Raw genomic sequence first — 24,480 nt, forward strand, 5'->3', positions numbered from 1 at the left:
ACCACTTCCCGGGGCAGCAGCCGGGCCCGCCCGCTCCTCCCCCTCCCTCACCGATAGCAGTGCGCCGGTCCCACCGGCACACAGAAGGACACTGCACATGTCTGTGGACATCACCCCCGAGTTCAACCCGCTGAGGTTGAGCTTCGACCGCCGGTTGAACCGGATCGCCGGGCCCAGCGGCCTCGTCATCTTCGGCGTGACCGGCGACCTCTCCCGCAAGAAGCTCATGCCCGCGGTCTACGATCTCGCCAACCGCGGCCTCCTGCCTCCCGGCTTCGCCCTCGTCGGATTCGCCCGGCGCGACTGGGACGACCAGGACTTCGAGCAGGTCGTCCACGACTCCGTGAAGAAGCACGCCCGCACCGAGTTCCACGAGGAGGTCTGGGCGCAGCTCGCGCAGGGCATCCGGTTCGTGCAGGGCGAGTTCGACGACCCCGAGGCGTTCGCCCGCCTGAAGACGACCGTCGACGACCTCGACCGCGAGCGCGGCACGAACGGCAACTTCGCCTTCTACCTCTCGATCCCCCCGAAGTCCTTCCCGCAGGTCACCGAGCAGCTGCGCAGCTCCGGCCTCGCCGAGCAGAAGGACGGCCAGTGGCGCCGCGTCGTCATCGAGAAGCCGTTCGGCAGCGACCTGAAGACGGCCCGCGAGCTGAACGACGTCGTCGAGTCGGTCTTCCCGCCCGACTCCGTCTTCCGGATCGACCACTACCTCGGCAAGGAGACGGTCCAGAACATCCTGGCCCTGCGCTTCGCCAACATGATGTACGAGCCGCTCTGGAACTCGAACTACGTCGACCACGTGCAGATCACCATGGCCGAGGACATCGGCGTGGGCGGGCGCGCGGGCTACTACGACGGCATCGGAGCGGCGCGCGACGTCATCCAGAACCACCTGCTGCAGCTGCTCGCCCTGACCGCCATGGAGGAGCCGATCTCGTTCGACGCGGCCGACCTCCGTGCGGAGAAGGAGAAGGTCCTCGCGGCCGTCCGCCTCCCCGCCGACCTCTCCACTTCTACCGCCCGCGGACAGTACGCCGGCGGCTGGCAGGGCGGCGAGAAGGTGCTCGGCTTCCTCGAGGAGGACGGCATGAGCCCCACCTCGACCACCGAGACCTACGCCGCCATGCGCCTGGACATCGGCACCCGACGCTGGGCCGGCGTGCCGTTCTACCTGCGGGCCGGCAAGCGCCTCGGCCGCCGCGTCACCGAGATCGCGGTCGTGTTCAAGCGGGCACCGAAGCAGCTCTTCGCCGAGAGCCAGACCACGTCGCTGGGCCAGAACGCGCTCGTCATCCGGGTCCAGCCCGACGAGGGCGTCACCATGCGCTTCGGCTCGAAGGTGCCCGGCGCCGGCATGCAGGTGCGCGACGTGACGATGGACTTCGGCTACGGCCACGCGTTCACCGAGGCGAGCCCCGAGGCCTACGAGCGCCTCATCCTCGACGTCCTCCTGGGCGAGCCGCCGCTCTTCCCCCGGCACGAGGAGGTCGAGCTGTCCTGGAAGATCCTCGACCCGATCGAGGAGTTCTGGGCCACGCAGGGCCAGCCCGAGCAGTACCGCCCCGGAACCTGGGGCCCCGATTCCGCCGACGAGCTCCTCGCCCGCGACGGCCGCACCTGGAGGCGTCCATGATCGTCGATCTGCCCGACACCACGACGAGCGAGGTCTCGAAGACCCTCGTCAAGATCCGCGAGGAGGGCGGCGCCGTCGCCCTCGGCCGCGTCCTCACCCTCATCATCGCGACCTCGCGGGGTCACGAGGAGGAGGCCATCGAAGCCGCGAACGACGCGTCCCGCGAGCACCCGATGCGCGTCATCGTGGTCTCGAAGGACGACGGCACCACCACGGTCCCGGTCGACGCGACGGCGCGGGTCGACGCGCAGATCCGGGTCGGAGGCGACGCCGGCGCGAGCGAGGTCGTCGTGCTCCGTCCCTACGGAGACGCGGCCGAGGACGAGGAGAGCCTGGTCACGGGCCTGCTCCTCCCCGACGCCCCCGTCGTGGCCTGGTGGCCGAACAGCGCTCCGGACAACGCCTCCGCGTCCCCGATCGGCCGGATCGCCACCCGGCGGATCACCGACGCGTCGGCCCAGTCGAACCCGGCGGAGGCGCTGCACCACCTCGCCTCCACCTACGCCCCCGGCGACACCGACTTCGCCTGGACCCGCCTCACCCTCTGGCGCGCGCAGCTCGCCGCCGTGCTCGACCAGCCGCCCTACGAGCCGATCACGGCCGTCGAGGTCTCGGGCGCGCCCGACTCCCCCTCGACGATCCTGCTCGCCGCCTGGCTGCAGCTCGAGCTCGACATCCCCGTCGACCACGAGCTCACGATCAGCGCCACCGGGTCCAGCGGGATCCACGGCGTGCGGCTCATCCGCGACTCCGGAGTGATCGAGCTCGAGCGCTCGGTGCCCAACGTCGCGACGCTCACGCAGCCCGATCAGCCGGTCCACGACATCTCGCTCCCCCGCCGCAGCCTCCGGGACTGCCTGGCGGAGGAGCTGCGCCGGCTCGACCCGGATGACCTGTACGGTGAAGTGATCTCGCGCGGGGTCGACATGCTCACTGAGAAGGCCGAGGCCCGCAGCGCCTCCTGAGGTGTGGGCGCCCGTCCAGGGCGCCCACACCTCAGAGCTTCCCGACACGGAGCCGAACCCCGCCGATCGGCACCCGAACCCGAAGGAGTCCCCTGAGATGACCACCGAACGCCGCGTGCTGGTCCACCGCGACAAGCAGACCCTCGCCGGCTCGGTCGCCGCCCGGTTCCTCACCAAGACGATCGACGTCCTCGACGACCTGGGTTCGGCGAACGTCGTGCTCACCGGAGGGACGATGGGAGCCGCCACGCTCAAGGAGATCGGCTCCTCCTCCGCCGCCGGCAACGTGGACTGGTCGCGCGTGCACTTCTGGTGGGGCGACGAGCGCTGGGTGCCCCGCGGCCACGAGGACCGCAACGACGTCCAGGCCGGGGACCTCTTCAGCGTCCTCGATGTGCCGGCGGCGAACGTGCACTCCTACCCGGCCTCGGACGAGGGCCTGGACCTCGACGGCGCCGCTGCTGCCTACGACGCGGAGCTGCGCGAGCACGCCTCCGAGGGGCGCGACTACCCGCGCTTCGACATCACCTTCCTCGGCGTCGGGCCGGACGGGCACATCGCGTCGCTGTTCCCCGAGCGCTCCGCGATCCGCTCCACGACGCCCGGCGTCCTCGCCGTCCGCAACTCTCCGAAGCCGCCGCCCGAGCGCCTCACCCTCACGCTGCCGCTGATCAACCAGTCGGACCGCATCTGGATGGTGCTCGCCGGCGCCGACAAGGCCTCGGCCCTGGGCCTCGCGCTCGCGGGTGCCAGCACGAACGAGGTGCCCGCGTCGGGCGCGTTCGGTCGCAAGCGCACGGTGTTCTTCGTCGACCAGGAGGCAGCGGCCGAGGTCCCCGAGTCGCTCATCGCTCCGAGCTACTGAGCACGGTCCGGAAACGACGGAAGGCCCGTCCCCCGAGGGGGCGGGCCTTCCGTCGTTCGTCGTCCGGTGAGGATCAGGACGGGGTCGCGGTGCCTCGTCGGGCGCGCAGCTGCTGCAGCGCCTCCTCGAGGAGCTGAGCCGCCTCGGCCTCGGTGCGGCGCTCCTTCACGTAGGCGAGGTGCGTCTTGTAGGGCTCGGTCTTCGCGACCTGCGGCGGGTTCGCCCGGTCGCGGCCCGCGGGGAGACCGGACTGCGGCGAGTCGATCACCTCGGGGATCTCGTCCTCGGGGAGGGCCGCCGAGAAGTGGCGCACCGTCTCGTTGCCGAGAGCGTCCCAGTAGGAGACCGCGACGCGCTCCGCGTGGAAGCCCCGGTCCTGCTCGCCCATGGGTCCTGCGCCGACGCGCGAACCGCGGATTGCACTGCCGCCTGATGCCATTGCGAGTACCCCTATGCTCCGGTGGTGAACTTGGTGATGAGTCCGAGCACCACGATGCAGGCCAGCCAGACGACGCCCAGGATCACGGTGATGCGGTTCAGGTTGCGCTCGGCGACGCCCGACGCGCCGAGGTTGGAGGTGACTCCGCCCCCGAACATGTCGGACAGTCCGCCGCCGCGCCCCTTGTGGAGCAGGATCAGCATGGTGAGCAGGAGGCTCGTGATGCCCAGGATGACCTGGAGCACGACCTGGAGGATGTCCACGCGGTACCTTTCGAAGTTCTGGCGCGTTGCGCGCCCCGACGAGTATAACGGCGCCTGCGAATCCGCGAGGAATGCGTCGTCCCGTGTTCGGGGCGATGTATACGAGTGTCCGTCGAGGGGGCGGAGCGGGTGGCCTCGTCAAGGTGCCCTCGACAACCTCTCCAGTCGCTTGACCGCGAGCCTGTGATCCACGTACTTTCGGATCGATCGAGCCGAACGCGACACGCTCTCGGAGGGCACCCCCCGAGGAGCCGACGGCACCGGACCGGCCAACGCGTGATGCCGGTGTGGGATCTCCGAGGCGAACAGGCAATCCGCGTCCCAGCGGATCGACGTAGCCGAACGCATCCCGCTCTCGGAACCGCGCCCCGTCGCGAAGCCGACCGCGCCACGCCCCGCAGGGAGCGGCGTGGACGACGAAAGGGCGGGCCCGATGGGCCCGCCCTCTCGTCGCAGCAGCTCAGACCCCGACGTGGTTCCGGAATCGCGCGATCGCCGCGAACTCGTCGACCTGGAGGCTGGCGCCTCCGACGAGTGCTCCGTCGACGTCGGGCTCGCGCATGAAGCCGGCGATGTTGCCGGACTTGACGGAGCCGCCGTAGAGGATGCGGGTCTTCGCGGCGGTGTCGGCGCCGAGGACGTCGGCGACGACTCCGCGGAGCGCCTTGCAGACCTGCTGGGCCTGCTCGGGCGTCGCGGCCTGTCCGGAGCCGATGGCCCAGACCGGCTCATAGGCGACGACGAGGTCGGCGTCCGCGGGGAGGCCGGTGAGGGCCTCCTTCAGCTGGGCGACCGGCACGGCCGACGGGCCGTGCTTCTCGAGGTCCTCCGCGGTCTCGCCGACGCAGATGATCGGAGCGACGCCGTGCTGGAGGGCCGCAGCCGACTTGGCGGCGATGTCCGCGTCCGTCTCGCCGTGGAGCGTGCGACGCTCCGAGTGGCCGACGATCACGTAGTCGCAGTCGAGCTGCTTCAAGAACTGGCCCGAGATCTCACCGGTGTAGGCGCCGCTGTCGAACTTCGAGACGTCCTGCGCGCCGTACTTGAGCGGCAGCTTGTCCGAGTCGACGAGGATCTGCACGGGCCGGAGGTCCGTGAAGGGCGGGAACACCGCGACCTCGACGCCGTCGAAGTCGTGATCGGCGTCCTTGAGGCTCCATGCCAGCTTCTGCACGAAGGCGATGGCCTGGAGGTGGTCCAGGTTCATCTTCCAGTTGCCGGCGATGAGCGGGGTGCGGGCGGCGGTGTCTACCATCCGAGGACCTCCAGTCCGGGGAGGCGCTTGCCCTCGAGGAATTCGAGGCTCGCTCCGCCTCCCGTCGAGATGTGGCCGAACTGGTCGTCGCGGAACCCGAGGGCGCGGACGGCCGCGGCGGAGTCGCCTCCGCCGACGACGCTGAGACCGTCGACCTCGGTGAGCGCCTGCGCGACGGTCTTGGTGCCCGCCGCGAACGGCTCGAGCTCGAAGACGCCCATGGGGCCGTTCCAGAACACCGTCCTGGACGCCGCGATGATCTCGGCGAAGTGCGTGGCGGTGTCCGGTCCGATGTCCAGGCCGAGGCCCTTCTCACCGAAGGGCGTGCCCTCGATCGCGTCGGCCGAGGCGACCTGGTGCTCGGCGTCGGGGCCGAACTCCGACGCCACGACGACGTCCGTCGGCAGGACGATCTCCACACCCAGCTCCTTCGCCTTCGCGAGGTAGCCGAGCACGGTGTCGACCTGGTCGGCCTCCAGCAGGCTGGCGCCGACCTCGTGGCCCTGGGCCTTGAGGAAGGTGAAGAGCATTCCGCCGCCGATGAGGATCGAGTCGACCTTCGGCAGCAGGTGCTCGATCACGCCGAGCTTGTCCGAGACCTTGGAGCCGCCGAGGACGACCGCGTAGGGGCGCTCGGGCTTCTCGGTGAGCCGCTCCAGCACCTCGAGCTCGGCCGCGATCAGCGTGCCGGCGGCGCTGGGGAGAAGCTCGGCGAGCTCGTAGACGCTCGCCTGCTTGCGGTGCACGACGCCGAACCCGTCCGAGACGAAGGCGTCACCGTAGGCGGCCAGCTTCTCGGCGAAGGTGCGGCGCTCGGCCTCGTCCTTGCTCGTCTCGCCGGCGTTGAACCGGAGGTTCTCGAGGACGACGACCTGGCCGTCCTCGAGGGCGTCGACAGCGGCCGAGGCCGCCTCCCCGACGGTGTCCTCGGCGAAGGCCACCGGAGCGTCGAGCAGCTCGCCGAGGCGGGCGGCGACGGGAGCGAGGCTGTACTTCGCCTCGGGCTTCCCCTCGGGGCGCCCGAGGTGGCTCACGACCACGACTCGGGCGCCCTCGGAGACCAGACGCTGGAGCGTGGGCACCGACGCGCGCACGCGACCGTCGTCCGTGATCATTCCGTCCTTCAGGGGGACGTTCAGATCGCAGCGGACGACGACGCGCTTGCCTGCGAGGGAGCCCAGTGAGTCCAGAGTGCGGAGCGTCACTGCGCGCAGCCCTTAGAGCTTGCCGGCGACGAACTCGGTGACGTCGACGAGGCGGTTGGAGTAGCCCCACTCGTTGTCGTACCAGGAGGCGACCTTGACCTGGCTGCCGATGACCTTCGTGAGGCCCGCGTCGAAGATCGACGAGTGCGGGTCGGTCACGATGTCGCTCGAGACGATCGGGTCCTCGGTGTACTTGAGGATGCCCTTGAGGTCTCCCTCGGAGGCCGCCTTGTACGCCGCGTTGATCTCCTCGACGGTGGCGGGCTTGGTCAGCTCGACGGTGAGGTCGGTGATCGAGCCGGTCGGGACCGGGACGCGGAGGGCGTAGCCGTCGAGCTTGCCGACGAGCTCCGGGATGACCAGGCCGAGCGCCTTGGCGGCACCGGTCGAGGTCGGGATGATGTTGACGGCGGCGGCGCGGGCGCGACGCAGGTCGCTGTGCGGGCCGTCCTGGAGGTTCTGGTCGGCGGTGTACGCGTGGACCGTGGTCATCAGGCCGCGCTCGATGCCGAAGTTGTCGAGCAGCACCTTGGCGAGCGGCGCGAGGCAGTTCGTGGTGCAGGACGCGTTCGAGATGATGTCGTGCGTCGCGGGGTCGTAGGTGTTCTCGTTCACGCCGAGGACCAGGGTCGCGACGTCGCTGCCGGTGGCGGGAGCGGAGACGATGACCTTCTTGGCACCCGCGGTGATGTGCTTGCGCGCGTCCTCCGACTTGGTGAAGCGGCCGGTCGACTCGATGACGACGTCGACTCCCAGCTCGCCCCAGGGGAGGTTCGCGGGGTCGCGCTCTTCGAGGACGATGATCGGCTTGCCGTTGACGACGATGCGGTCGCCGTCGAGCTCGACGGTCGCGTCGAGGCGGCCCGTGATGGAGTCGTACTTCAGGAGGTGCGCGAGGGCCTTGTTGTCGGTGAGGTCGTTGACCGCGACGATCTCGAGGTCGCTGCCCTTGGCGAGGGCTGCACGGAAGAAGTTACGGCCGATACGGCCGAAGCCGTTGATGCCGATCTTGACGGACACAGATATCTCCTGGTGAGGAAAGGCACCTCGACGGTGCAGTGGAGGGGTGGAAGCCGACGACAGGGCGTCCCGGACGCGGGGCCCGGGACGCCGAGATCGCTACGACAGTAGCAGCAGGCCCGAAGTCTTCTCGCGGGCCTTCTCGAAGCGCGCGGAGACGTCGGCCCAGTTCACGATGTTCCAGAACGCCTTGACGTAGTCGGCCTTCACGTTGACGTAGTCGAGGTAGAAGGCGTGCTCCCACATGTCGAGGAGGAGGACCGGGACGGTCGCCGCGGCGAGGTTGCCCTGGTGGTCGTAGAGCTGCTCGATGATGAGCTTCTCGCCGAGCGAGTCCCAGGCGAGGATCGACCAGCCGGAGCCCTGGATGCCGAGGGCCGAGGCGGTGAAGTGGGCGCGGAACTTGTCGAACGACCCGAAGTTGTCGTCGATGGCCGCGGCGAGCTCGCCGACGGGCTTGTCGCCGCCGTCCGGCGAGAGGTTGTTCCAGAACACGGTGTGGTTCACGTGACCGGCGAGGTTGAAGGCGAGGTCCTTCTGGAACTTGTTCACGTTCGCGAGGTTCTCGCTGTCGCGAGCCTCCTGCAGCGAGGCGAGGGCGGTGTTCGCCCCGGCCACGTACGTCGCGTGGTGCTTGTCGTGGTGGAGCTCCATGATCCGCCCACTGATGTTCGGCTCGAGGGCCGAGTAGTCGTAGGGCAGTTCGGCGAGCGTGTAGTCAGCCATGTGCGATCTCCTGTTCGTGGTCGTCGCTCCCGTGCGACCCGCCGGCGTCTCGGCGTCCTCCGCGAGGCGGAGGAGGAGGGCCGGGAGTGTCCTGAGCGACCCGATCAGTCTAGCGAGGGGGCCCCTCCGCGTTCGGAGGGCTTGCGTTGTTCGACCAGGAGACACTCAGCGTTCGCCGGGCGGGGCGCGCCGTGCGGCCGGGCCTACAGGTCCTGCAGCTCTGCCGGGAGGTTCGCGTCGGTGCCCGGGATGTCGAGGTCGGACGCGCGCTTGTCGGCCATCGCGAGGAGGCGGCGGATGCGGCCGGCGACGGCGTCCTTCGTCATCGGCGGATCGGCGTGGTGGCCGAGCTCGTCGAGGCTCGCGTCGCGGTGCGCGAGGCGCAGGCGCCCGGCGTAGCGGAGGTGCTCCGGGATGTCGTCGCCCAGGATCTCCATCGCGCGCTCGACGCGGGCGCACGCCGCGACGGCGGCCTGGGCGGAGCGGCGGAGGTTCGCGTCGTCGAAGTTGACGAGGCGGTTCGCGGTCGCCCGCACCTCGCGGCGCTGGCGCAGCTCCTCCCAGCTCGCGACGGTCGCGGTCGCGCCCATCAGGGTGAGCATCGCGCTGATGCTCTCGCCGTCGCGGATGACGACCCGGTGGACGCCGCGCACCTCGCGGGACTTGGCCTGGACTCCCAGGCGTCCGGCGGCTCCGACGATCGCCATGGCCGCCTCGTTGCCGGGGCAGATGATCTCGAGCGCCGCGGAGCGGCCCGGGTCGGTCAGCGAGCCCTGGGCGAGGAAGGCGCCGCGCCACAGGGCGGCGAGCTCCTCGCGGGAGCCGGTCGTGAGGCGGTTGGGCAGGCCGCGGACGGGCCGGCCCCGCTGGTCGAGGAGGCCGGTCTGCCGGGCGAGGGTGTCCCCGCCCTCGACGACGCGCACCAGCCAGCTCGTGGTCCTCCGGGATCCGCCGGCCGAGACGATGCTGCCCTCGCTGCGGACGCCGTACAGCTCGGCGAGGTCGCGGCGCACGCGGGTCGCGAGCGGGGCGGAGTCGAGCTCGACCTCGACCGCGAGGCGGTTGGAGATGATGTGCAGTCCTCCGGAGAAGCGGAGGATGGTCGCCAGTTCGGCGGCACGGACGGTGTTCTTGCGCGAGACGATCGCGACCAGTTCGCCCTTGACGTCTGCGGTGAGGGCCACGGAGTCTTCCTTACGTCGGGTGCGCGGCTGAGCGCGCGGGGATCATTCTCGGCCGAGGTCGCGGTGCGCCACGTTGACGGCGACGCCCGGCAGCTCGGCCAGACGGGCCGCGACACGGCCCGCGACCGCGACGGAGCGGTGCTTGCCTCCCGTGCAGCCGATCGCGATGGTCGCGTGGCGCTTGTTCTCGCGCTGGTAGCCGTCGAGCACGGGGCGCAGGGCCCGGGAGTAGGAGTCGATGAACTCCTCGGCGCCCTGCTGGGCCAGCACGTAGTCTCTCACCTCTTCGTCGAGACCCGTGTGCGGACGCAGCTCCGGGATCCAGTACGGGTTCGGCAGGAACCGCGCGTCGGCCACCATGTCGGCGTCCGTCGGCAGCCCGTACTTGAAGCCGAAGCTCATCACCGTGACCTGGAGGCCCGCGCGGCCGGCCTCGGCGAAGCGCTCGGTGATGCTGGTGGCCAGCTGGTGGATGTTGAGGTCCGAGGTGTCGATGACGATGTCGGCCGACTCCCGCAGCTGAGCGAGGCGCGTCCGCTCGGCGGAGATGCCGTCGAGGAGGGTCCCCCGGCCCTGCAGCGGGTGCGGACGGCGCACCTGCTCGAAGCGGCGGACGAGCGCGGCGTCGGTGGCCTCGAGGAACACCACTCGGAGGTCGACCCCGGCGCGCAGCTCGCGGACGATGTCGCCGAGGTCCTCGAAGAAGTCGCGTCCGCGGACGTCGACGACCGCCGCGATCTTCGGCAGCGTGTCCCCCGCACGCTGCGCCAGGTCGACCAGCGGGCGCAGCATCTGCGGCGGCAGGTTGTCGACGACGTACCAGCCGAGGTCCTCCAGCGCGTTCGCGGCCGTGGACCGGCCGGCTCCGGACATCCCCGTGACGATCAGCACGTCCTGCTGCTCGCTCTCCGTGCTCATGCGCTCTCCGTGCTCGTGTCTGCTCGTGTCCTCGGTGCCGGGCACCGGCCGCTCTCCCCCGGAGCGCGGGCCTCCAGCCTAGGGCGTGCCCCCGACGGCGGACCCGTCCGGATGCAGGTGCGCGTGGATCGCGCCCGCCAGCGTCGGGCCGATGCCCTTGACCTCGGCGATCTCGGCCTCGCCCGCCTCGCGGAGCCGGGCGACGGATCCGAAGTGCTTCAGCAGGTCGCGGACGCGCGTGCCTCCGAGCCCGGGCACCTCGGCCAGCTGCGACGAGATGTCGCGCTTGCGACGCGTCCTCTGGTGGGTGATCGCGAAGCGGTGCGCCTCGTCGCGGATGCGCTGGAAGAGGAAGAGCGCATCGCTGTTGCGCGGCAGGATGACGGGGAAGTCGGAGTCCGGCAGCCAGATCTCCTCGAGGCGCTTGGCGATCCCGCAGAGGGTGATGCCCGTCACCCCGGACTCGTCGAGCGCGCGCTGCGCCGCCGCGACCTGCGGCTGGCCGCCGTCGACGATCAGCAGCTGCGGGGGGTACGAGAACTTGCGCCGCTTGGCCTCGCCGGTCTCGGGGTCGACCGCCGCGGGCTCGACCGGCTCGCGGAGGTAGGCGAGGCGGCGGGTGAGCACCTGGTGCAGCGACTCGGTGTCGTCCGTCGACTCCGCGATGGAGAACCGCCGGTACTGGTCCTTCCGCGCGAGCCCGTCCTCGAAGACCACCATCGAGGCGACGATGTTGGTGCCGCTGAGGTGGGAGACGTCGTAGCACTCCATCCGGAGCGGCGCCTCGCTCATGCCGAGGGCGTCGCGGATGTCCTCCAGAGCCTGCGTCCGAGCGGTGAAGTCGGCGGAGCGGCGGGTCTTGTAGAGCATCAGCGAGTGCTTCGCGTTCTGCGTCGCCGTCTCGAGGAGGGCGGCCTTGTCTCCGCGCTGGGCCGCTCGGAGGCGCACGTTCGTGCCGCGCAGTCCGCTCAGCCACTCCTCGAGCGCCTCGGTGTCCTCGGGCAGCTCCGGCACGACGACCTCCCGGGGCGGGACGTCGCCGGTCTCGTAGGCGGCCTGGAGGGCCGTGTCGACGAGCTCCGCCGTGCTCATGTCGAGCTCCTTGTCGACGACCCAGCCCCGCTCGCCGCGGATGCGCCCGCCGCGGACCCGGAACTGCTGCACGGAGGCGGCGAGCTCGTCGTGGACGATCGCGTAGAGGTCGACGTCCACGTTGTCCTTGAGCACGACCGCGCTCTTGGCGAGGACCGCGTCGAGGGCGGCGGCCTGATCGCGAAGCTTGCCGGCGCGCTCGTACTCCATCGCCGCGGCGGCCTCGCGCATCTCCTTCTCGAGCTCGCCGATCATCCGGCGGTCGTGGCTGCCCATGAAGGCGACGAAGCGGTCGACCATCTCGCGGTGCTCGGCGAAGGTGACGCGGTGGGAGCAGGGCCCGCCGCAGCGGCCGATCTGCGACGCGAAGCAGGGCTTGCCGCTCTGCATGGCGCGCTTGTAGTTGGAGTCGTTGCAGGTCCTGATCGGGAACGCCTTGATCATCAGGTCGATCGTCTCGTGGATCGCCCAGATCTTGGGGTAGGGCCCGAAGTAGCGGGCCTTCCTGATCTTGGCGTTCCGCGTGACCATCACCCGCGGGGCCTCGTCGCCGAGCGTCACCGCCATGTAGGGGTAGGACTTGTCGTCGCGGAACTTGACGTTGAAGGGGGGATCGAACTCGTTGATCCAGGTGAACTCGAGCTGCAGGGCCTCGACGTCGGTGCCGACGACGGTCCACTCGACGCCGGAGGCCGAGGTGACCATCCGCCGGGTGCGCTCGTGCAGGCTCGGCAGCGGGGCGAAGTAGTTGCTCAGCCGCGCGCGGAGGTTCTTGGCCTTGCCCACGTAGAGCACCCGCCCCCGGGCGTCCGTGAAGCGGTACACGCCCGGGAGGGTCGGGATCTCACCCGGCTTCGGCCGGAAGTCGACTGTCTGCGCCATGCCTCTCGCTCGCGTCAGCCGAGGATCTCGGCGAGGAACATGCCGGTGTGGCTGCCCTCGACCTTCGCCACGTGCTCGGGGGTGCCCACCGCGACCACCTGTCCGCCGCCGGCGCCGCCCTCGGGACCCATGTCGATCAGCCAGTCGGCCGACTTGATGACGTCGAGGTTGTGCTCGATGGTGATCACCGTGTTGCCCTTGTCGACCAGGCCGTTGAGGACGAGGAGGAGCTTGCGGACGTCCTCGAAGTGCAGGCCCGTCGTCGGCTCGTCGAGCACGTAGACGCTGCGGCCGTTGGAGCGGCGCTGGAGCTCGGTGGCCAGCTTGACGCGCTGCGCCTCGCCGCCGGAGAGCGTGGTCGCGCTCTGCCCGAGGCGGACGTAGCCGAGGCCCACCTCCACCAGCGTGCGGAGGAAGCGGTGGATCGCCGTGATCGGCTCGAAGAAGTCGGCCGCCTCGGCGATCGGCATGTCGAGCACCTCGGCGATGTTCTTGCCCTTGTAGTGCACGGTCAGGGTGTCGCGGTTGTAGCGCGCTCCCCCGCAGACCTCGCACGCCACGTAGACGTCGGGCAGGAAGTTCATCTCGATCTTGATGGTGCCGTCGCCCGAGCAGGCCTCGCAGCGGCCGCCCTTGACGTTGAAGCTGAAGCGGCCGGGCAGGTACCCCCGCGCCTTCGCCTCGGTGGTCTCGGCGAAGAGGTTGCGGATGCGGTCGAACACGCCCGTGTAGGTGGCGGGGTTCGAGCGCGGCGTGCGGCCGATCGGGTTCTGGTCGACGTGCACGACCTTGTCGAGGTTCTCGAGGCCGGTGACGCGCGTGTGCTTGCCCGGCACCTTGCGGGCGCCGTTGAGCTGGTTGGCGAGCACGCGGTAGAGGATGTCGTTCACGAGGGTGCTCTTGCCGGAGCCGGAGACCCCGGTGACCGCGACGAACGTGCCGAGCGGGAACTCCGCGTCGACCTTGCGGAGGTTGTTGGCGTTCGCCCCGACGACCTTGATCATCCGCTTGCGGTCGATCTTCCGCCGCTTCTTCGGGACCTCGATCGCCTTGCGGCCCGAGACGTAGTCGCCGGTCAGCGAGTGGGTGTTCTCGAGCAGCGACTCGTAGGAGCCGGAGTGCACGACCTTGCCGCCGTTGACCCCGGCGCCCGGGCCGATGTCGACGATCCAGTCGGCGGTTCGGATGGTGTCCTCGTCGTGCTCGACCACGATCAGCGTGTTGCCCAGGTCGCGCAGCTTGATGAGGGTGTCGATCAGGCGGCGGTTGTCGCGCTGGTGCAGGCCGATGCTCGGCTCGTCGAGCACGTAGAGCACGCCGGTCAGCCCGGAGCCGATCTGGGTCGCCAGGCGGATGCGCTGCGCCTCGCCGCCCGACAGGGAGGCGGCGGCGCGCGAGAGGTTGAGGTAGTTGAGCCCGACCTCGATGAGGAAGTCGATGCGCGCGCGGATCTCGCGCAGCACCTGCGCGGCGATGTGCGCCTCGCGGTCGGTCAGCTCGAGCCGGCTCATGAAGTCCTGGGCGTCGCCGAGGCTGAGGTCGGCCACGTCCGCGATGCTCGCCCCGTGCACGAGCACGGCGAGCACCTCCGGCTTCAGGCGGGAGCCCTTGCACACGGGGCAGGGCACCTCGCGGAGGAACTCGGACCAGCGGGTGCGCTGGACGTCGGTCTCGGCCTGGACGAACTGGCGCTCGATGTAGGGCACGACGCCCTCGAAGCCCGAGGTGTAGCTCATCTCGCGGCCGTAGCGGTTCTTCCACTTGACCTTGACCTCGAAGTTGTCGCCGTGGAGGACGGCCTGCTGCACCTCGGTGCTGAGGCGCTTCCACGGGGTGGTGAGCGTGAAGCCGAGGTCGCGGGAGAGACCGTCGAGCAGCTTCTCGTAGTACTGGAACAAGCCCTTGCCCTGGGTGGTCCAGGGGATGATGACGCCCTCGGCGATGCTCAGGTCGGGGTCGCCGAGCAGCAGCTCGTCGTCGACCGACATGCGCGTGCCGAGGCCCGAGCACTCCGGGCAGGCGCCGAAGGGCGCGTTGAAGGAGAAGGTCCGCGGCTCGATCTCGGTCAGCGAGATCGGGTGGTTGTTGGGGCAGGACAGCTTCTCGGAGTAGGTGGTCCAGGCGCCGTCGCCCTCGCCGTCGACGTAGTTGATCTGCACGATGCCGTCGGTGAGCCGCAGGGCCGTCTCGAGCGAGTCGGTGAGGCGCCCGAGGATGTCGGGGCCGGCCACGAGCCGGTCGACCACGACGGAGATGTCGTGCTTGTACTGCTTCTTGAGCACCGGCGGCTCGCTCAGCTGGACGAGCTTCCCGTCCACCATGGCGCGGGAGTAGCCGCCCGCGGTCAGCTCCTTGAAGAGGTCGACGAACTCGCCCTTCTTCTGCGAGACGACGGGGCTGAGGATCTGGTAGCGGGTACCGGTCTCGAGCTCCATCAGCTGGTCGGCGATCTGCTGCACGGTCTGCGCGGAGATCCGCTCGCTGCAGATGGGGCAGTGCGGGACGCCGATGCGCGCCCAGAGCAGACGCATGTAGTCGAAGATCTCGGTGATCGTGCCGACGGTGGAGCGCGGGTTGCGGTTCGTCGACTTCTGGTCGATCGAGACCGCGGGGCTGAGGCCCTCGATGAAGTCGACGTCCGGCCGGTCCACCTGCCCGAGGAACTGGCGGGCGTACGCGGAGAGGGACTCGACGTAGCGCCGCTGGCCCTCCGCGAAGATCGTGTCGAAGGCCAGGGAGGACTTGCCCGAGCCCGAGAGACCGGTGAACACCACCATCGAGTCGCGCGGGATCTCGAGGTCGACGTTCTGCAGGTTGTGCACCCGCGCGCCGCTCACCACCAGCTTCGAGGACGACTCGTCGAGCGAGGAGACGAAGCGGTGGAAGGAGGGAGAGGGGGTGGAGGAGGGGTCCGTAACGGCGTTCAGGATCGACACTCCGAAAGTGTATGCGGAGCCACCGACATCGCCCGTGGCGTTCGCTGGGCGCTGATCCGCGGGCCCCTCCCCTTGCGGATCAGCGCCTCCGATCAGGACAGGTGCCCGGCCTTCTCCATCTGGCGGAGCTCGCGCTTGAGCTCCTGGACCTCGTCCCGCAGCCGGGCCGCGAGCTCGAACTTGAGCTCGCCCGCCGCCTGGAGCATCTGCCCGTTGAGGTCGGAGATGATCGCCTCGAGGTCGTTGCCGCCGTTCGCGGCGAGACCCTGACGGCGCAGGTTCGGCGTCGGGCTCTTCTTCTTGGCGTCGCGCCCGGCGAGCAGCTTGGCGGTGTCGGCCCCCTCGCGGGCGAGGGCGTCGGTGATGTCGGCGATCTTCTTCCGCAGCGGCGTCGGGTCGATGCCGTGGTCGAGGTTGTAGGCGACCTGCTTCTCGCGTCGGCGGTCGGTCTCGTCGATCGCGAGCCGCATCGAGTCCGTCACCTTGTCGGCGTACATGTGGACCTCGCCCGAGACGTTGCGCGCCGCACGGCCGATCGTCTGGATCAGCGACGTGGACGAGCGGAGGAAGCCCTCCTTGTCGGCGTCGAGGATCGCCACGAGCGAGACCTCCGGCAGGTCGAGCCCCTCGCGCAGCAGATTGATGCCGACCAGGACGTCGTACACGCCCGCCCGCAGCTCCGAGAGGAGCTCGACGCGGCGCAGGGTATCGACATCGGAGTGCAGGTAGCGGACGCGGACGCCGGCCTCCGTGAGGAAGTCGGTGAGCTCCTCGGCCATGCGCTTCGTCAGCGTCGTGACGAGCACGCGCTCGTCGCGCTCGGTGCGGCGCTTGATCTCCTCGAGCAGGTCGTCGATCTGACCCTTCGTCGGCTTGACGACGATCTCGGGGTCGATCAGGCCGGTCGGGCGGATGATCTGCTCGACGATGCCGTCGGCGATGCCCATCTCGTAGCGGCCCGGGGTCGCCGAGAGGTAGACGGTCTGACCGACGCGCGACTTGAACTCCTCCCACTTCAGGGGCCGGTTGTCCATCGCCGAGGGCAGGCGGAAGCCGTGCTCTACCAGCGTGCGCTTGCGGGACGCGTCGCCCTCGTACATCGCACCGATCTGCGGCACCGTCACGTGCGACTCGTCGATCACGACGAGGAAGTCGTCCGGGAAGTAGTCGAGCAGGCAGTGCGGGGCCTCGCCCGACTCGCGGCCGTCGATGTGGCGGGAGTAGTTCTCGATGCCGGAGCAGAATCCGATCTGCTGCATCATCTCGAGATCGAAGGTCGTGCGCATCCGCAGGCGCTGCGCCTCGAGGAGCTTGTTCTGCTTCTCGAGGTCGGCCAGGCGCACCTCGAGCTCCTGCTGGATGGTGTCGATCGCACGGTGCATGACGTCCTGGCTGGCGACGTAGTGCGAGCCGGGGAAGACCGACACGGAGTCGAGCTTCCGGACGATGTCGCCGGTGAGCGGGTGGAGCGTGTAGAGCGCCTCGATCTCGTCGCCGAACATCTCGATCCGGATCGCGAGCTCCTCGTACATCGGGATGATCTCGATCGTGTCGCCCCGCACCCGGAAGGTGCCGCGGGCGAAGTCGACGTCGTTGCGCGCGTACTGCATCGACACGAACTTGCGGATGAGGCGGTCCCGGTCGACCCGCTGGCCGACCTGGAGCGCCACCATCGCCTCCAGGTACTGCTCGGGCTGGCCGAGGCCGTAGATGCACGAGACGGTCGACACCACGATCACGTCGCGGCGGCTCAGGAGCGAGTTCGTGGTGGAGTGGCGCAGCCGCTCGACCTCGGCGTTGACCGAGCTGTCCTTCTCGATGAAGGTGTCGGTCTGCGGGACGTAGGCCTCGGGCTGGTAGTAGTCGTAGTACGAGACGAAGTACTCGACGGCGTTGTTGGGGAACAGCTCGCGGAACTCGTTGGCGAGCTGCGCGGCGAGGGTCTTGTTGTGCGCGAGCACGAGCGTGGGGCGCTGCACGGCCTCGACGAGCCAGGCCGTGGTCGCGGACTTGCCGGTTCCGGTGGCACCCAGCAGGACGACATCGGTCTCGCCGGCGTTGATGCGGGCGCTCAGATCGGCGATCGCGCCGGGCTGGTCACCGCTCGGCTTGTACTCGCTGATGACCTCGAACGGGTGCACGGCACGGGTTGGCTCCATGGTTCGAAGCGTAGCCGCGACCACCGACACCGGACGGCGCGTGCGCTGGCGGCGAACGGGGGTGCGCTCTCCGGCCGGGCCGCTCGGCCACGAGGGCGGGTGTCCGGGACGGACCGTCAGCGGGCGAGACGCTCCCACAGCGCGTCGGTTCGAGCGAGCGTCTCCTCCAGCGTGCCGGAGGAGTCGATCACGACGTCGGCGAGGGCGAGGCGCTCCTCGTCGCTCGCCTGCGACGAGATCCGCGCACGAGCCTCCTCCTCGGTCAATCCCCGGAGGGCGACGAGACGCTCGATGCGGAGGTGCTGCGGCGCGTGCACGACGACCACCTCGTCGAACTCCCCCGCTCCACGGCCCTCGGCGAGGAGGGGGACGTCGTAGACGACCACCGCGGCCGGGTCCGCCTCGGCCGCCTCCGCGAACAGCTGCTGCGAACGGAGGGTCACCGCCGGATGGGTGATCGCATTGAGGTCGGCGCGGGCCGCCGCGTCCGAGAAGACGATCGCGCCGAGCGCCGGGCGGTCGAGCGCGCCGTCCGCGCGGATCACGGACGGGCCGAAGCGCTCGGCGATCGCCGCCAGCGCCGGCTCCCCCGGCTCGACGACCTCGCGCGCGAGGACGTCGGCGTCGACCACCACCGCTCCGTGCTCGGCGAGACGGCGGGCGACGGTGGACTTGCCCGAGGCGATGCCTCCGGTGAGGGCGACGAGATGCACCCGGCCACCCTACCCAGCGCCGTCGCCCGGAACGCCGAACGGCCGGCCCCCGAGGGGACCGGCCGTTCGATGCGATGTGCTCGCGATCAGTTGTTCGAGGACAGCTTCTCGCGGAGCGCGGCGAGCGACTCGTCGTCGGCGAGGGTGCCGCCGGTGGTCGACTCGCTGGTGAAGCCGGCGCCGACCGAGACGCCCTCGGAGACGGTGGCCGCCTCCTCCTGCGACTTGGCGACCTGGGCCTTGTGGGCCTCCCAGCGCGCCTGAGCAGCGGCGTACTCCAGCTCCCAGGCCTCGCGCTGCGACTCGAAGCCCTCGCGCCACTCGTTGGTCTCGGGGTCGAAGCCCTCGGGGTACTTGTAGTTCCCCTGGTCGTCGTACTCCGTGGCCATGCCGTAGAGCGCCGGGTCGAACTCGGTGCCCTCGGGGTCGACGTTCTCGTTCGCCTGCTTGAGCGAGAGGGAGATGCGGCGACGGTCGAGGTCGATGTCGATGACCTTGACGAACACCTCTTCGCCGACCGACACGACCTGCTCGGCGAGCTCGACGTGCTTGCCCGACAGCTCGGAGATGTGGACGAGGCCCTCGATGCCGTCCGCGACGCGGACGAAGGCACCGAACGGGACCAGCTTCGTGACCTTGCCCGGCGCGACCTGTCCGATCGCGTGGGTGCGGGCGAAGACCTGCCACGGGTCCTCCTGGGTCGCCTTGAGCGAGAGCGACACGCGCTCGCGGTCGAGGTCGACCTCGAGGATCTCGACGGTGACCTCCTGGCCCACCTCGACGACCTCGGAGGCGTGCTCGATGTGCTTCCAGGAGAGCTCGGAGACGTGGACGAGACCGTCGACGCCGCCGAGGTCGACGAACGCGCCGAAGTTGACGATCGACGACACGACGCCCTTGCGGACCTGACCCTTGTGCAGGTTGTTCAGGAACGTGGTGCGGCTCTCGGACTGGGTCTGCTCGAGGAGCGCGCGACGCGACAGGACCACGTTGTTGCGGTTCTTGTCGAGCTCGAGGATCTTCGCCTCGATCTCCTGGCCGAGGTACGGCGTGAGGTCGCGGACGCGGCGCAGCTCGATGAGCGAGGCCGGGAGGAAGCCGCGGAGGCCGATGTCGACGATGAGACCGCCCTTGACGACCTCGATGACCGAGCCGGTGACGACGCCGTCCGACTCCTTGATCTTCTCGACGTCGCCCCACGCGCGCTCGTACTGCGCACGCTTCTTGGACAGGATCAGGCGACCCTCCTTGTCCTCCTTCTGGAGGACGAGGGCCTCGACGCTGTCGCCCACGTTGACGACCTCGGAGGGGTCGACGTCGTGCTTGATGGAGAGCTCGCGCGAGGGGATGACGCCCTCGGTCTTGTAGCCGACGTCGAGGAGGACCTCGTCGCGGTCGATCTTCACGACGGTGCCTTCGATGAGGTCTCCGTCGTTGAAGAACTTCAGAGTCTTTTCGACCGCGGCAAGAAAGTCTTCAGCAGACCCGATGTCGTTGATCGCGACCTGCTTGGTTGCCTTGTCGGTCGTTGCGGTTGTCATTAAGGGATGCTCCAGGATGGATGGGTCTCGGGCGGCGGCCGCCTGCGGGCCTCGCGGCTCGGCGGAGTGGTGACCACTGCGGTGGTGAGGGATGTGCCTCCGGCCCGGGAGCCGCGCTCGGCCGGCCGGAGGACCGGCCTTCCTCGCGCGCCGCGGGCACGGCGGCGCCACAGAAGTGACACCCCAGCTTAGACGCCCCGGGAGGCGCACGGCAATCTCGCCGCGCCCGTCCAGGCGCGGGTTCCGGAGTCAGCCGGCGAGGGAGGAGCGGAGGGTGTCGAGACCGACGCCGCCGAGGTCGAGCGCCCTCCGGTGGAAGGCCGCGAGCGAGAACGCGGCGCCCTCGCGCGCCTCCGCCTCGTCGCGCAGCTGCTCCCAGATCCGCTGCCCGATCTTGTAGGACGGAGCCTGCCCCGGCCAGCCGAGGTACCGGTTCACCTCGAAGCGCACGAACGCGTCGTCCATGTTCACGTTGGCCCGCATGAAGTCGAGGGCCGACTCGGCGGTCCAGACGGTGCCGGAGCCCGGCATCGGCTTCTGGAGGTGCACGCCGATGTCCAGCACGACGCGCGCCGCGCGCATCCGCTGGCCGTCGAGCATGCCCAGGCGGTCGGCCGGGTCGTCGAGGTAGCCGAAGCGCTCCATCAGCCGCTCCGCGTAGAGCGCCCAGCCCTCGGCGTGGCCGGAGGTCCCGGCGAGCTGACGGCGCCAGGTGTTGAGGCGGGCGCGGTTGTGGACGGCCTGGCCGATCTGCAGGTGATGGCCCGGGACGCCCTCGTGGTAGACCGTGGTCAGCTCCCGCCAGGTGGCGAACTCGGTGACTCCGGCCGGGACCGACCACCACATCCGCCCTGGGCGCGAGAAGTCGTCGCTCGGACCGGTGTAGTAGATGCCGCCCTCCTGGGTCGGCGCGATCCTGCACTCGAGGCGGCGCACCTCCTCCGGGATGTCGAAGGCGGTGCCGGCGAGCTCGCGGACGGAGCGGTCGCTGGTCTCCTGCATCCAGGCCTGCAGAGCGTCGACGCCGTGCAGAGTGCGGGCCGGGTCCGCCTCGAGGTGGGCGATCGCCTCGGCGACGGAGGCGCCGGGCAGGATCTCGCGCGCGATCGCCTCCTGCTCGGACGTCATGCGGGCCAGCTCCTCGATCCCCCACTCGTAGGTCTCGTCGAGGTCGACGACAGCGCCGAGGAAGCGGCGGGAGTGCAGCGCGTACAGCTCCCGACCGACGGCGTCCTGCTCGGTCGCGGCGGGGGCGAGCTCGCCCCGGAGGAACTGCGCGAGCGACCCGTAGGCGGCCGAGGCACGGCGGGCGCCGTCCTCCAGTCGCTGAGCGAGCGACGCGGGCAGGGATCCGGCGGCGGGAGCGGCCTCCGCGGCCAGCTCGGCGAAGAACCCGCGGGGAGCGGCGATCTTCCGCGCCTGCTCGGCGACGAGCTCGACCTGGCGGCGGGCGGGGACCACGCCGGTGCGGATCCCCTCGCGCAGGGTCTCCGCGTAGCCCTCGAGGGCGGCCGGCACGGCCAGCAGCCGCTCGGCGACCGCCTCCCAGTCGGCGACCTCGTCCGTCGGCATCAGGTCGAAGACGTCGCGCAGCTCCTGCGCCGGGGACGCGATCACGTTGAGGTCCCGCAGCGGCAGACCGGCGTCGTGCCCCTCCAGGGAGAGCCGGAGCTCGGCGCCGAGGTCGGCGGCCGTGACGCGGTCGACGTCGTCCACGGGGTCGGCGGCCTCGAGCTCGGCGAGGGCCGAGGCGGTCGCCGCCCGGGCGCGCTCGAGACCGGCCGGCGAGTAGTCGCCCAGGCGGCCGTTCGCGCCGCTGCGTCCGATCGCGGTGCCGAGGGTGGGGTCGAGGTCGACGAGCGTGTCGACCCAGCGCTCGGCGACGGCGTCGACGGCGGTGGGCTCGCGGGGGGTGTCGGTGCTCATGCCTCCGAGCCTAGCCAGGCGCTGCGGCCGGCTCAGTGCGCGGCGACGTCCCAGTCGGACCCGTGGCCCACCTGCACCTCGAGCGGGACGCTCAGGTCGGCGGCTCCCGCCATCCGGCTGCGGACGATGGCCTCGAGCGGCTCCTCCTCGCCGGGGGCGACGTCGAAGATGAGCTCGTCGTGCACCTGGAGGAGCATCCGCGAGCCGAGCCCCTGCTCGTCGAGGTCGGCCTGCACGCCGATCATCGCCCGCTTCATGATGTCGGCGGCCGAGCCCTGGATCGGCGAGTTGAGCGCCGCCCGCTCGGCGTTGTCGCGGAGGACGCGGTTCGCGCTCTGCAGGTCGGGGAAGGGACGCCGGCGACCGAAGATCGTCTCGGTGTAGCCGGTCTCGCGGGCCTGCTCGACGACGCTGCGGAGGTAGTCGCGCACCGCGCCGAAGCGGACGAAGTAGTCGGTCATCAGCTGCTTCGCCTCGGCGCTCGAGATGCGCAGCTGCTTCGACAGGCCGAAGGCGCTCAGGCCGTAGGCGAGGCCGTACGACATCGCCTTGACCTTGTTGCGCATGGCCGAGGTGACGTCGCCCGGATCGACGCCGAAGATCCGCGACCCGACGAAGCGGTGCAGGTCCTCGCCGGAGTGGAAGGCCTCGATCAGCCCGGCGTCGCCGGACAGGTGCGCCATGATCCGCATCTCGATCTGCGAGTAGTCGGCGGTGAGGAGGGTGCTCGCGTCCGCTCCGTGGACGAAGGCGGTGCGGATGCGGCGGCCCACCTCGCTGCGGACGGGGATGTTCTGCAGGTTCGGGTCGTTGGAGGAGATCCGGCCGGTGGCCGTGCCGGTCTGGTCGTAGCTGGTGTGGATCCGGCCGTCGGCGGTGACCGACTTCTCGAGCGTCTCGATGATCTGCTTGAGCTTGGTCGCGTCGCGGTGCTCGAGGAGCAGCCCGAGGAACGGGTGCGGGTGGGACTCCTGCAGGTCGGCGAGGGCGGAGGCGTCGGTGGTGTAGCCCGTCTTCGTGGCCCGGGTGCGCGGCATGTCGAGCTCCTCGAAGAGGACCTGCTGCAGCTGCTTGGGCGAGCCGAGGTTCATCTCGTGGCCGATCTCGGCGAACGCGCGGCTCGCGAGGTCGGCGGCCGAGACGGTCAGCTCGGCGCGGAGGCGCGCCAGCACGTCGGCGTCGATCGCGACGCCGGTGAGCTCCATCGTCGCTAGGACCTGGACGATCGGCAGCTCGATGTCGACGAGCACCGAGAGCATCCCCTCGCCCAGCCGCTCGCGCAGCGGAGCGACGAGCCGGTACGCGTACCAGGCCTCGGTGGCGGGCCCCATCGGCTCGACGGTGGGGACCAGCTGGTTCGGGTCGCCCTGCGCCATGGTCTCGTCGAGGTGCTGCGCGACCTGCGCCGCGAGCGTGGCCGGGTGCCCGGTGGGCTGCACCAGCCAGGAGGCGACGCGGGTGTCGAACGCGAGCCCCGCGACGGGGAGTCCGGCCCTCCGCAGCGCCTTGATCTGGGGCTTCGCGTCGGCGAAGTACTTGGGGGCGGGCCCGGCCAGCCACTGCTCGAGCGCGGTGTAGTCGGGCCGCTCGGCGGCCCACGGGACGAACGCCGTCTCCTTCTCGACCGCGAGGCCCACACCCTCGAGCCCGCCGGCTCCGAGCAGGACCTGCACGGCGACCGGCGCGGTGCCCTTCGCCGACACGCGGTCGAGCCAGTGCGCGAGCTCCTCGTCGACCAGGGTGCGGACGGCGGGTGCGGAGGTCGTGACCACGTCGCCCGCCAGGGCCGCGGCAGCGCCGTCGACGCCCTCCTCCGCGGCGATCGTGAGGACCCGCTCCTGCAGGGTCTTGAACTCGAGGCGGCTGAAGATCTCGCGGACCGCGTCGGGATCGATCGGACGGCGCGTCAGATCGTGCGGCCCGAGGGGGAGCTCGACGTCCGTCACCAGCCGGTTGAGGCGGCGGTTGCGGAGCGCGTTCTCCTTCTGCTCGCGCAGCTTCTCGCCGACCACACCCTTGATCTCGTCGGCGTGGGCGATGATGTCGGCGACCGTGCCGTACTGGTTGACCCACTTCGCGGCCGTCTTGGGGCCGACCTTGTCGACGCCGGGCAGGTTGTCGCTGGTCTCGCCGACGAGCGCGGCGATCTCGGGGTACTGGTGCGGCTCGACGCCGTACTTCTCGAAGACCTTGTCGCGGTCGTAGCGGGTGAGCTGCGAGACGCCCTGGGTGGAGGGGTAGAGCAGGGTGACGTCCGGGGTCACCAGCTGTATGGTGTCGCGATCGCCCGAGACGACCAGCACGCGGAAGCCGGCCTCGGCCCCCTGGCGCGCGAGCGTCGCGAGGATGTCGTCGGCCTCGAAGTCCTCCTTCGAGACGGTCCGGATGTTCATGGCGTGCAGCGCCTCCTCGAGGAGGGGGACCTGGCCCTTGAACTCGGGCGGCGTCTCGCCGCGGGTGCCCTTGTACTCCGGGTACTCGCGGGTGCGGAACGAGTAGCGGGAGATGTCGAACGCGACGCCGAGGTGGGTCGGCTTCTCGTTCTTCAGCAGCAGGATCAGCATCGAGAGGAAGCCGTGGATGGCGTTCGTGTGCTGGCCCTCGCGGGTCTGGAAGCTGTCGACCGGGAGCGCGTAGAACGCCCGGAACGCCAGGGAATGGCCGTCGACGAGCAGGAGGGTAGGCTGTTCCGGATCTGACACAGGGCCAGACTACACAGCGCCTCCGACACCGGATCGGCCCGCTCGCGCCCGCC

General features: G+C 70.2%; 18 protein-coding genes. 3 read left to right on the forward strand and 15 right to left on the reverse strand.

From position 1 onward, the window contains the following. The first annotated feature begins 97 nt into the window (after positions 1-97). From zwf to pgl, 3 genes are all read left to right on the forward strand, one after another. Positions 98-1,636, forward strand: a complete 1,539-nt coding sequence (zwf, locus tag C5C39_RS08360) for a glucose-6-phosphate dehydrogenase (protein ID WP_104225293.1) — start codon at positions 98-100, stop codon at positions 1,634-1,636. Continuing rightward, positions 1,633-2,601, forward strand: a complete 969-nt coding sequence (locus tag C5C39_RS08365) for a glucose-6-phosphate dehydrogenase assembly protein OpcA (protein ID WP_104232638.1) — start codon at positions 1,633-1,635, stop codon at positions 2,599-2,601. The genes zwf and C5C39_RS08365 overlap by 4 nt, the downstream gene beginning before the upstream one ends. Positions 2,602-2,698: 97 nt before the next feature. Further along, a complete protein-coding gene (gene pgl, locus C5C39_RS08370; protein WP_104221917.1) occupies positions 2,699-3,466 on the forward strand; it encodes a 6-phosphogluconolactonase in 768 nt (255 codons plus the stop codon). 73 nt (positions 3,467-3,539) lie between these two features. On the opposite strand, the gene C5C39_RS08375 is transcribed toward pgl, so the two are convergent. The 15 genes from C5C39_RS08375 to polA form a co-directional block, all read right to left on the reverse strand. Further along, positions 3,540-3,905: an RNA polymerase-binding protein RbpA gene (locus C5C39_RS08375; RefSeq protein ID WP_055791968.1), complete on the reverse strand. Its 366-nt coding sequence runs from the start codon at positions 3,903-3,905 to the stop codon at positions 3,540-3,542. A gap of 11 nt (positions 3,906-3,916) precedes the next feature. Beyond that, positions 3,917-4,168, reverse strand: a complete 252-nt coding sequence (gene secG / locus C5C39_RS08380) for a preprotein translocase subunit SecG (RefSeq protein WP_104221915.1) — start codon at positions 4,166-4,168, stop codon at positions 3,917-3,919. Positions 4,169-4,628: 460 nt separating this feature from the next. Next, complete coding sequence (gene tpiA / locus C5C39_RS08385) at positions 4,629-5,423, reverse strand: triose-phosphate isomerase (protein WP_104237487.1); 795 nt, start codon at positions 5,421-5,423, stop codon at positions 4,629-4,631. Beyond that, positions 5,417-6,628, reverse strand: a complete 1,212-nt coding sequence (locus tag C5C39_RS08390; RefSeq protein ID WP_104353122.1) for a phosphoglycerate kinase — start codon at positions 6,626-6,628, stop codon at positions 5,417-5,419. Before C5C39_RS08390 ends, tpiA begins: the two co-directional genes overlap by 7 nt. Before the next feature lie 12 nt (positions 6,629-6,640). Then, positions 6,641-7,648, reverse strand: coding sequence for a type I glyceraldehyde-3-phosphate dehydrogenase (gap, locus tag C5C39_RS08395; protein ID WP_104221909.1), 1,008 nt, complete (start codon positions 7,646-7,648; stop codon positions 6,641-6,643). Positions 7,649-7,747: 99 nt separating this feature from the next. Then, on the reverse strand, positions 7,748-8,374 hold the full coding sequence (locus tag C5C39_RS08400) for a superoxide dismutase (protein ID WP_104353123.1): 627 nt from the start codon (positions 8,372-8,374) through the stop codon (positions 7,748-7,750). 203 nt (positions 8,375-8,577) lie between these two features. Beyond that, positions 8,578-9,558: a DNA-binding protein WhiA gene (gene whiA, locus C5C39_RS08405; protein ID WP_104221905.1), complete on the reverse strand. Its 981-nt coding sequence runs from the start codon at positions 9,556-9,558 to the stop codon at positions 8,578-8,580. A gap of 42 nt (positions 9,559-9,600) precedes the next feature. Beyond that, on the reverse strand, positions 9,601-10,476 hold the full coding sequence (rapZ, locus tag C5C39_RS08410; protein WP_097166020.1) for an RNase adapter RapZ: 876 nt from the start codon (positions 10,474-10,476) through the stop codon (positions 9,601-9,603). A gap of 78 nt (positions 10,477-10,554) precedes the next feature. Then, positions 10,555-12,450, reverse strand: coding sequence for an excinuclease ABC subunit UvrC (uvrC, locus tag C5C39_RS08415; protein ID WP_104268633.1), 1,896 nt, complete (start codon positions 12,448-12,450; stop codon positions 10,555-10,557). Positions 12,451-12,464: 14 nt separating this feature from the next. Beyond that, entirely contained in the window at positions 12,465-15,290 is a 2,826-nt protein-coding gene (gene uvrA, locus C5C39_RS08420) for an excinuclease ABC subunit UvrA (RefSeq protein ID WP_244229661.1), read from the reverse strand. Positions 15,291-15,478: 188 nt separating this feature from the next. Further along, positions 15,479-17,545, reverse strand: a complete 2,067-nt coding sequence (uvrB, locus tag C5C39_RS08425) for an excinuclease ABC subunit UvrB (protein ID WP_104221901.1) — start codon at positions 17,543-17,545, stop codon at positions 15,479-15,481. Between the two features lie 116 nt (positions 17,546-17,661). Further along, positions 17,662-18,258, reverse strand: coding sequence for a dephospho-CoA kinase (gene coaE, locus C5C39_RS08430; protein ID WP_104353124.1), 597 nt, complete (start codon positions 18,256-18,258; stop codon positions 17,662-17,664). Between the two features lie 86 nt (positions 18,259-18,344). Then, positions 18,345-19,799, reverse strand: a complete 1,455-nt coding sequence (gene rpsA, locus C5C39_RS08435) for a 30S ribosomal protein S1 (protein WP_104225298.1) — start codon at positions 19,797-19,799, stop codon at positions 18,345-18,347. Positions 19,800-20,048: 249 nt separating this feature from the next. Then, a complete protein-coding gene (locus tag C5C39_RS08440) occupies positions 20,049-21,725 on the reverse strand; it encodes a DUF885 domain-containing protein (RefSeq protein ID WP_104353125.1) in 1,677 nt (558 codons plus the stop codon). 32 nt (positions 21,726-21,757) lie between these two features. Continuing rightward, positions 21,758-24,427 (reverse strand): DNA polymerase I, encoded by a 2,670-nt coding sequence (gene polA / locus C5C39_RS08445; protein WP_104353126.1) that lies wholly within the window; start codon positions 24,425-24,427, stop codon positions 21,758-21,760. Between the last annotated feature and the right edge of the window lie 53 nt (positions 24,428-24,480).

This window comes from Rathayibacter sp. AY1F3 (assembly GCF_002931975.1).
Taxonomy (GTDB): domain Bacteria; phylum Actinomycetota; class Actinomycetes; order Actinomycetales; family Microbacteriaceae; genus Rathayibacter.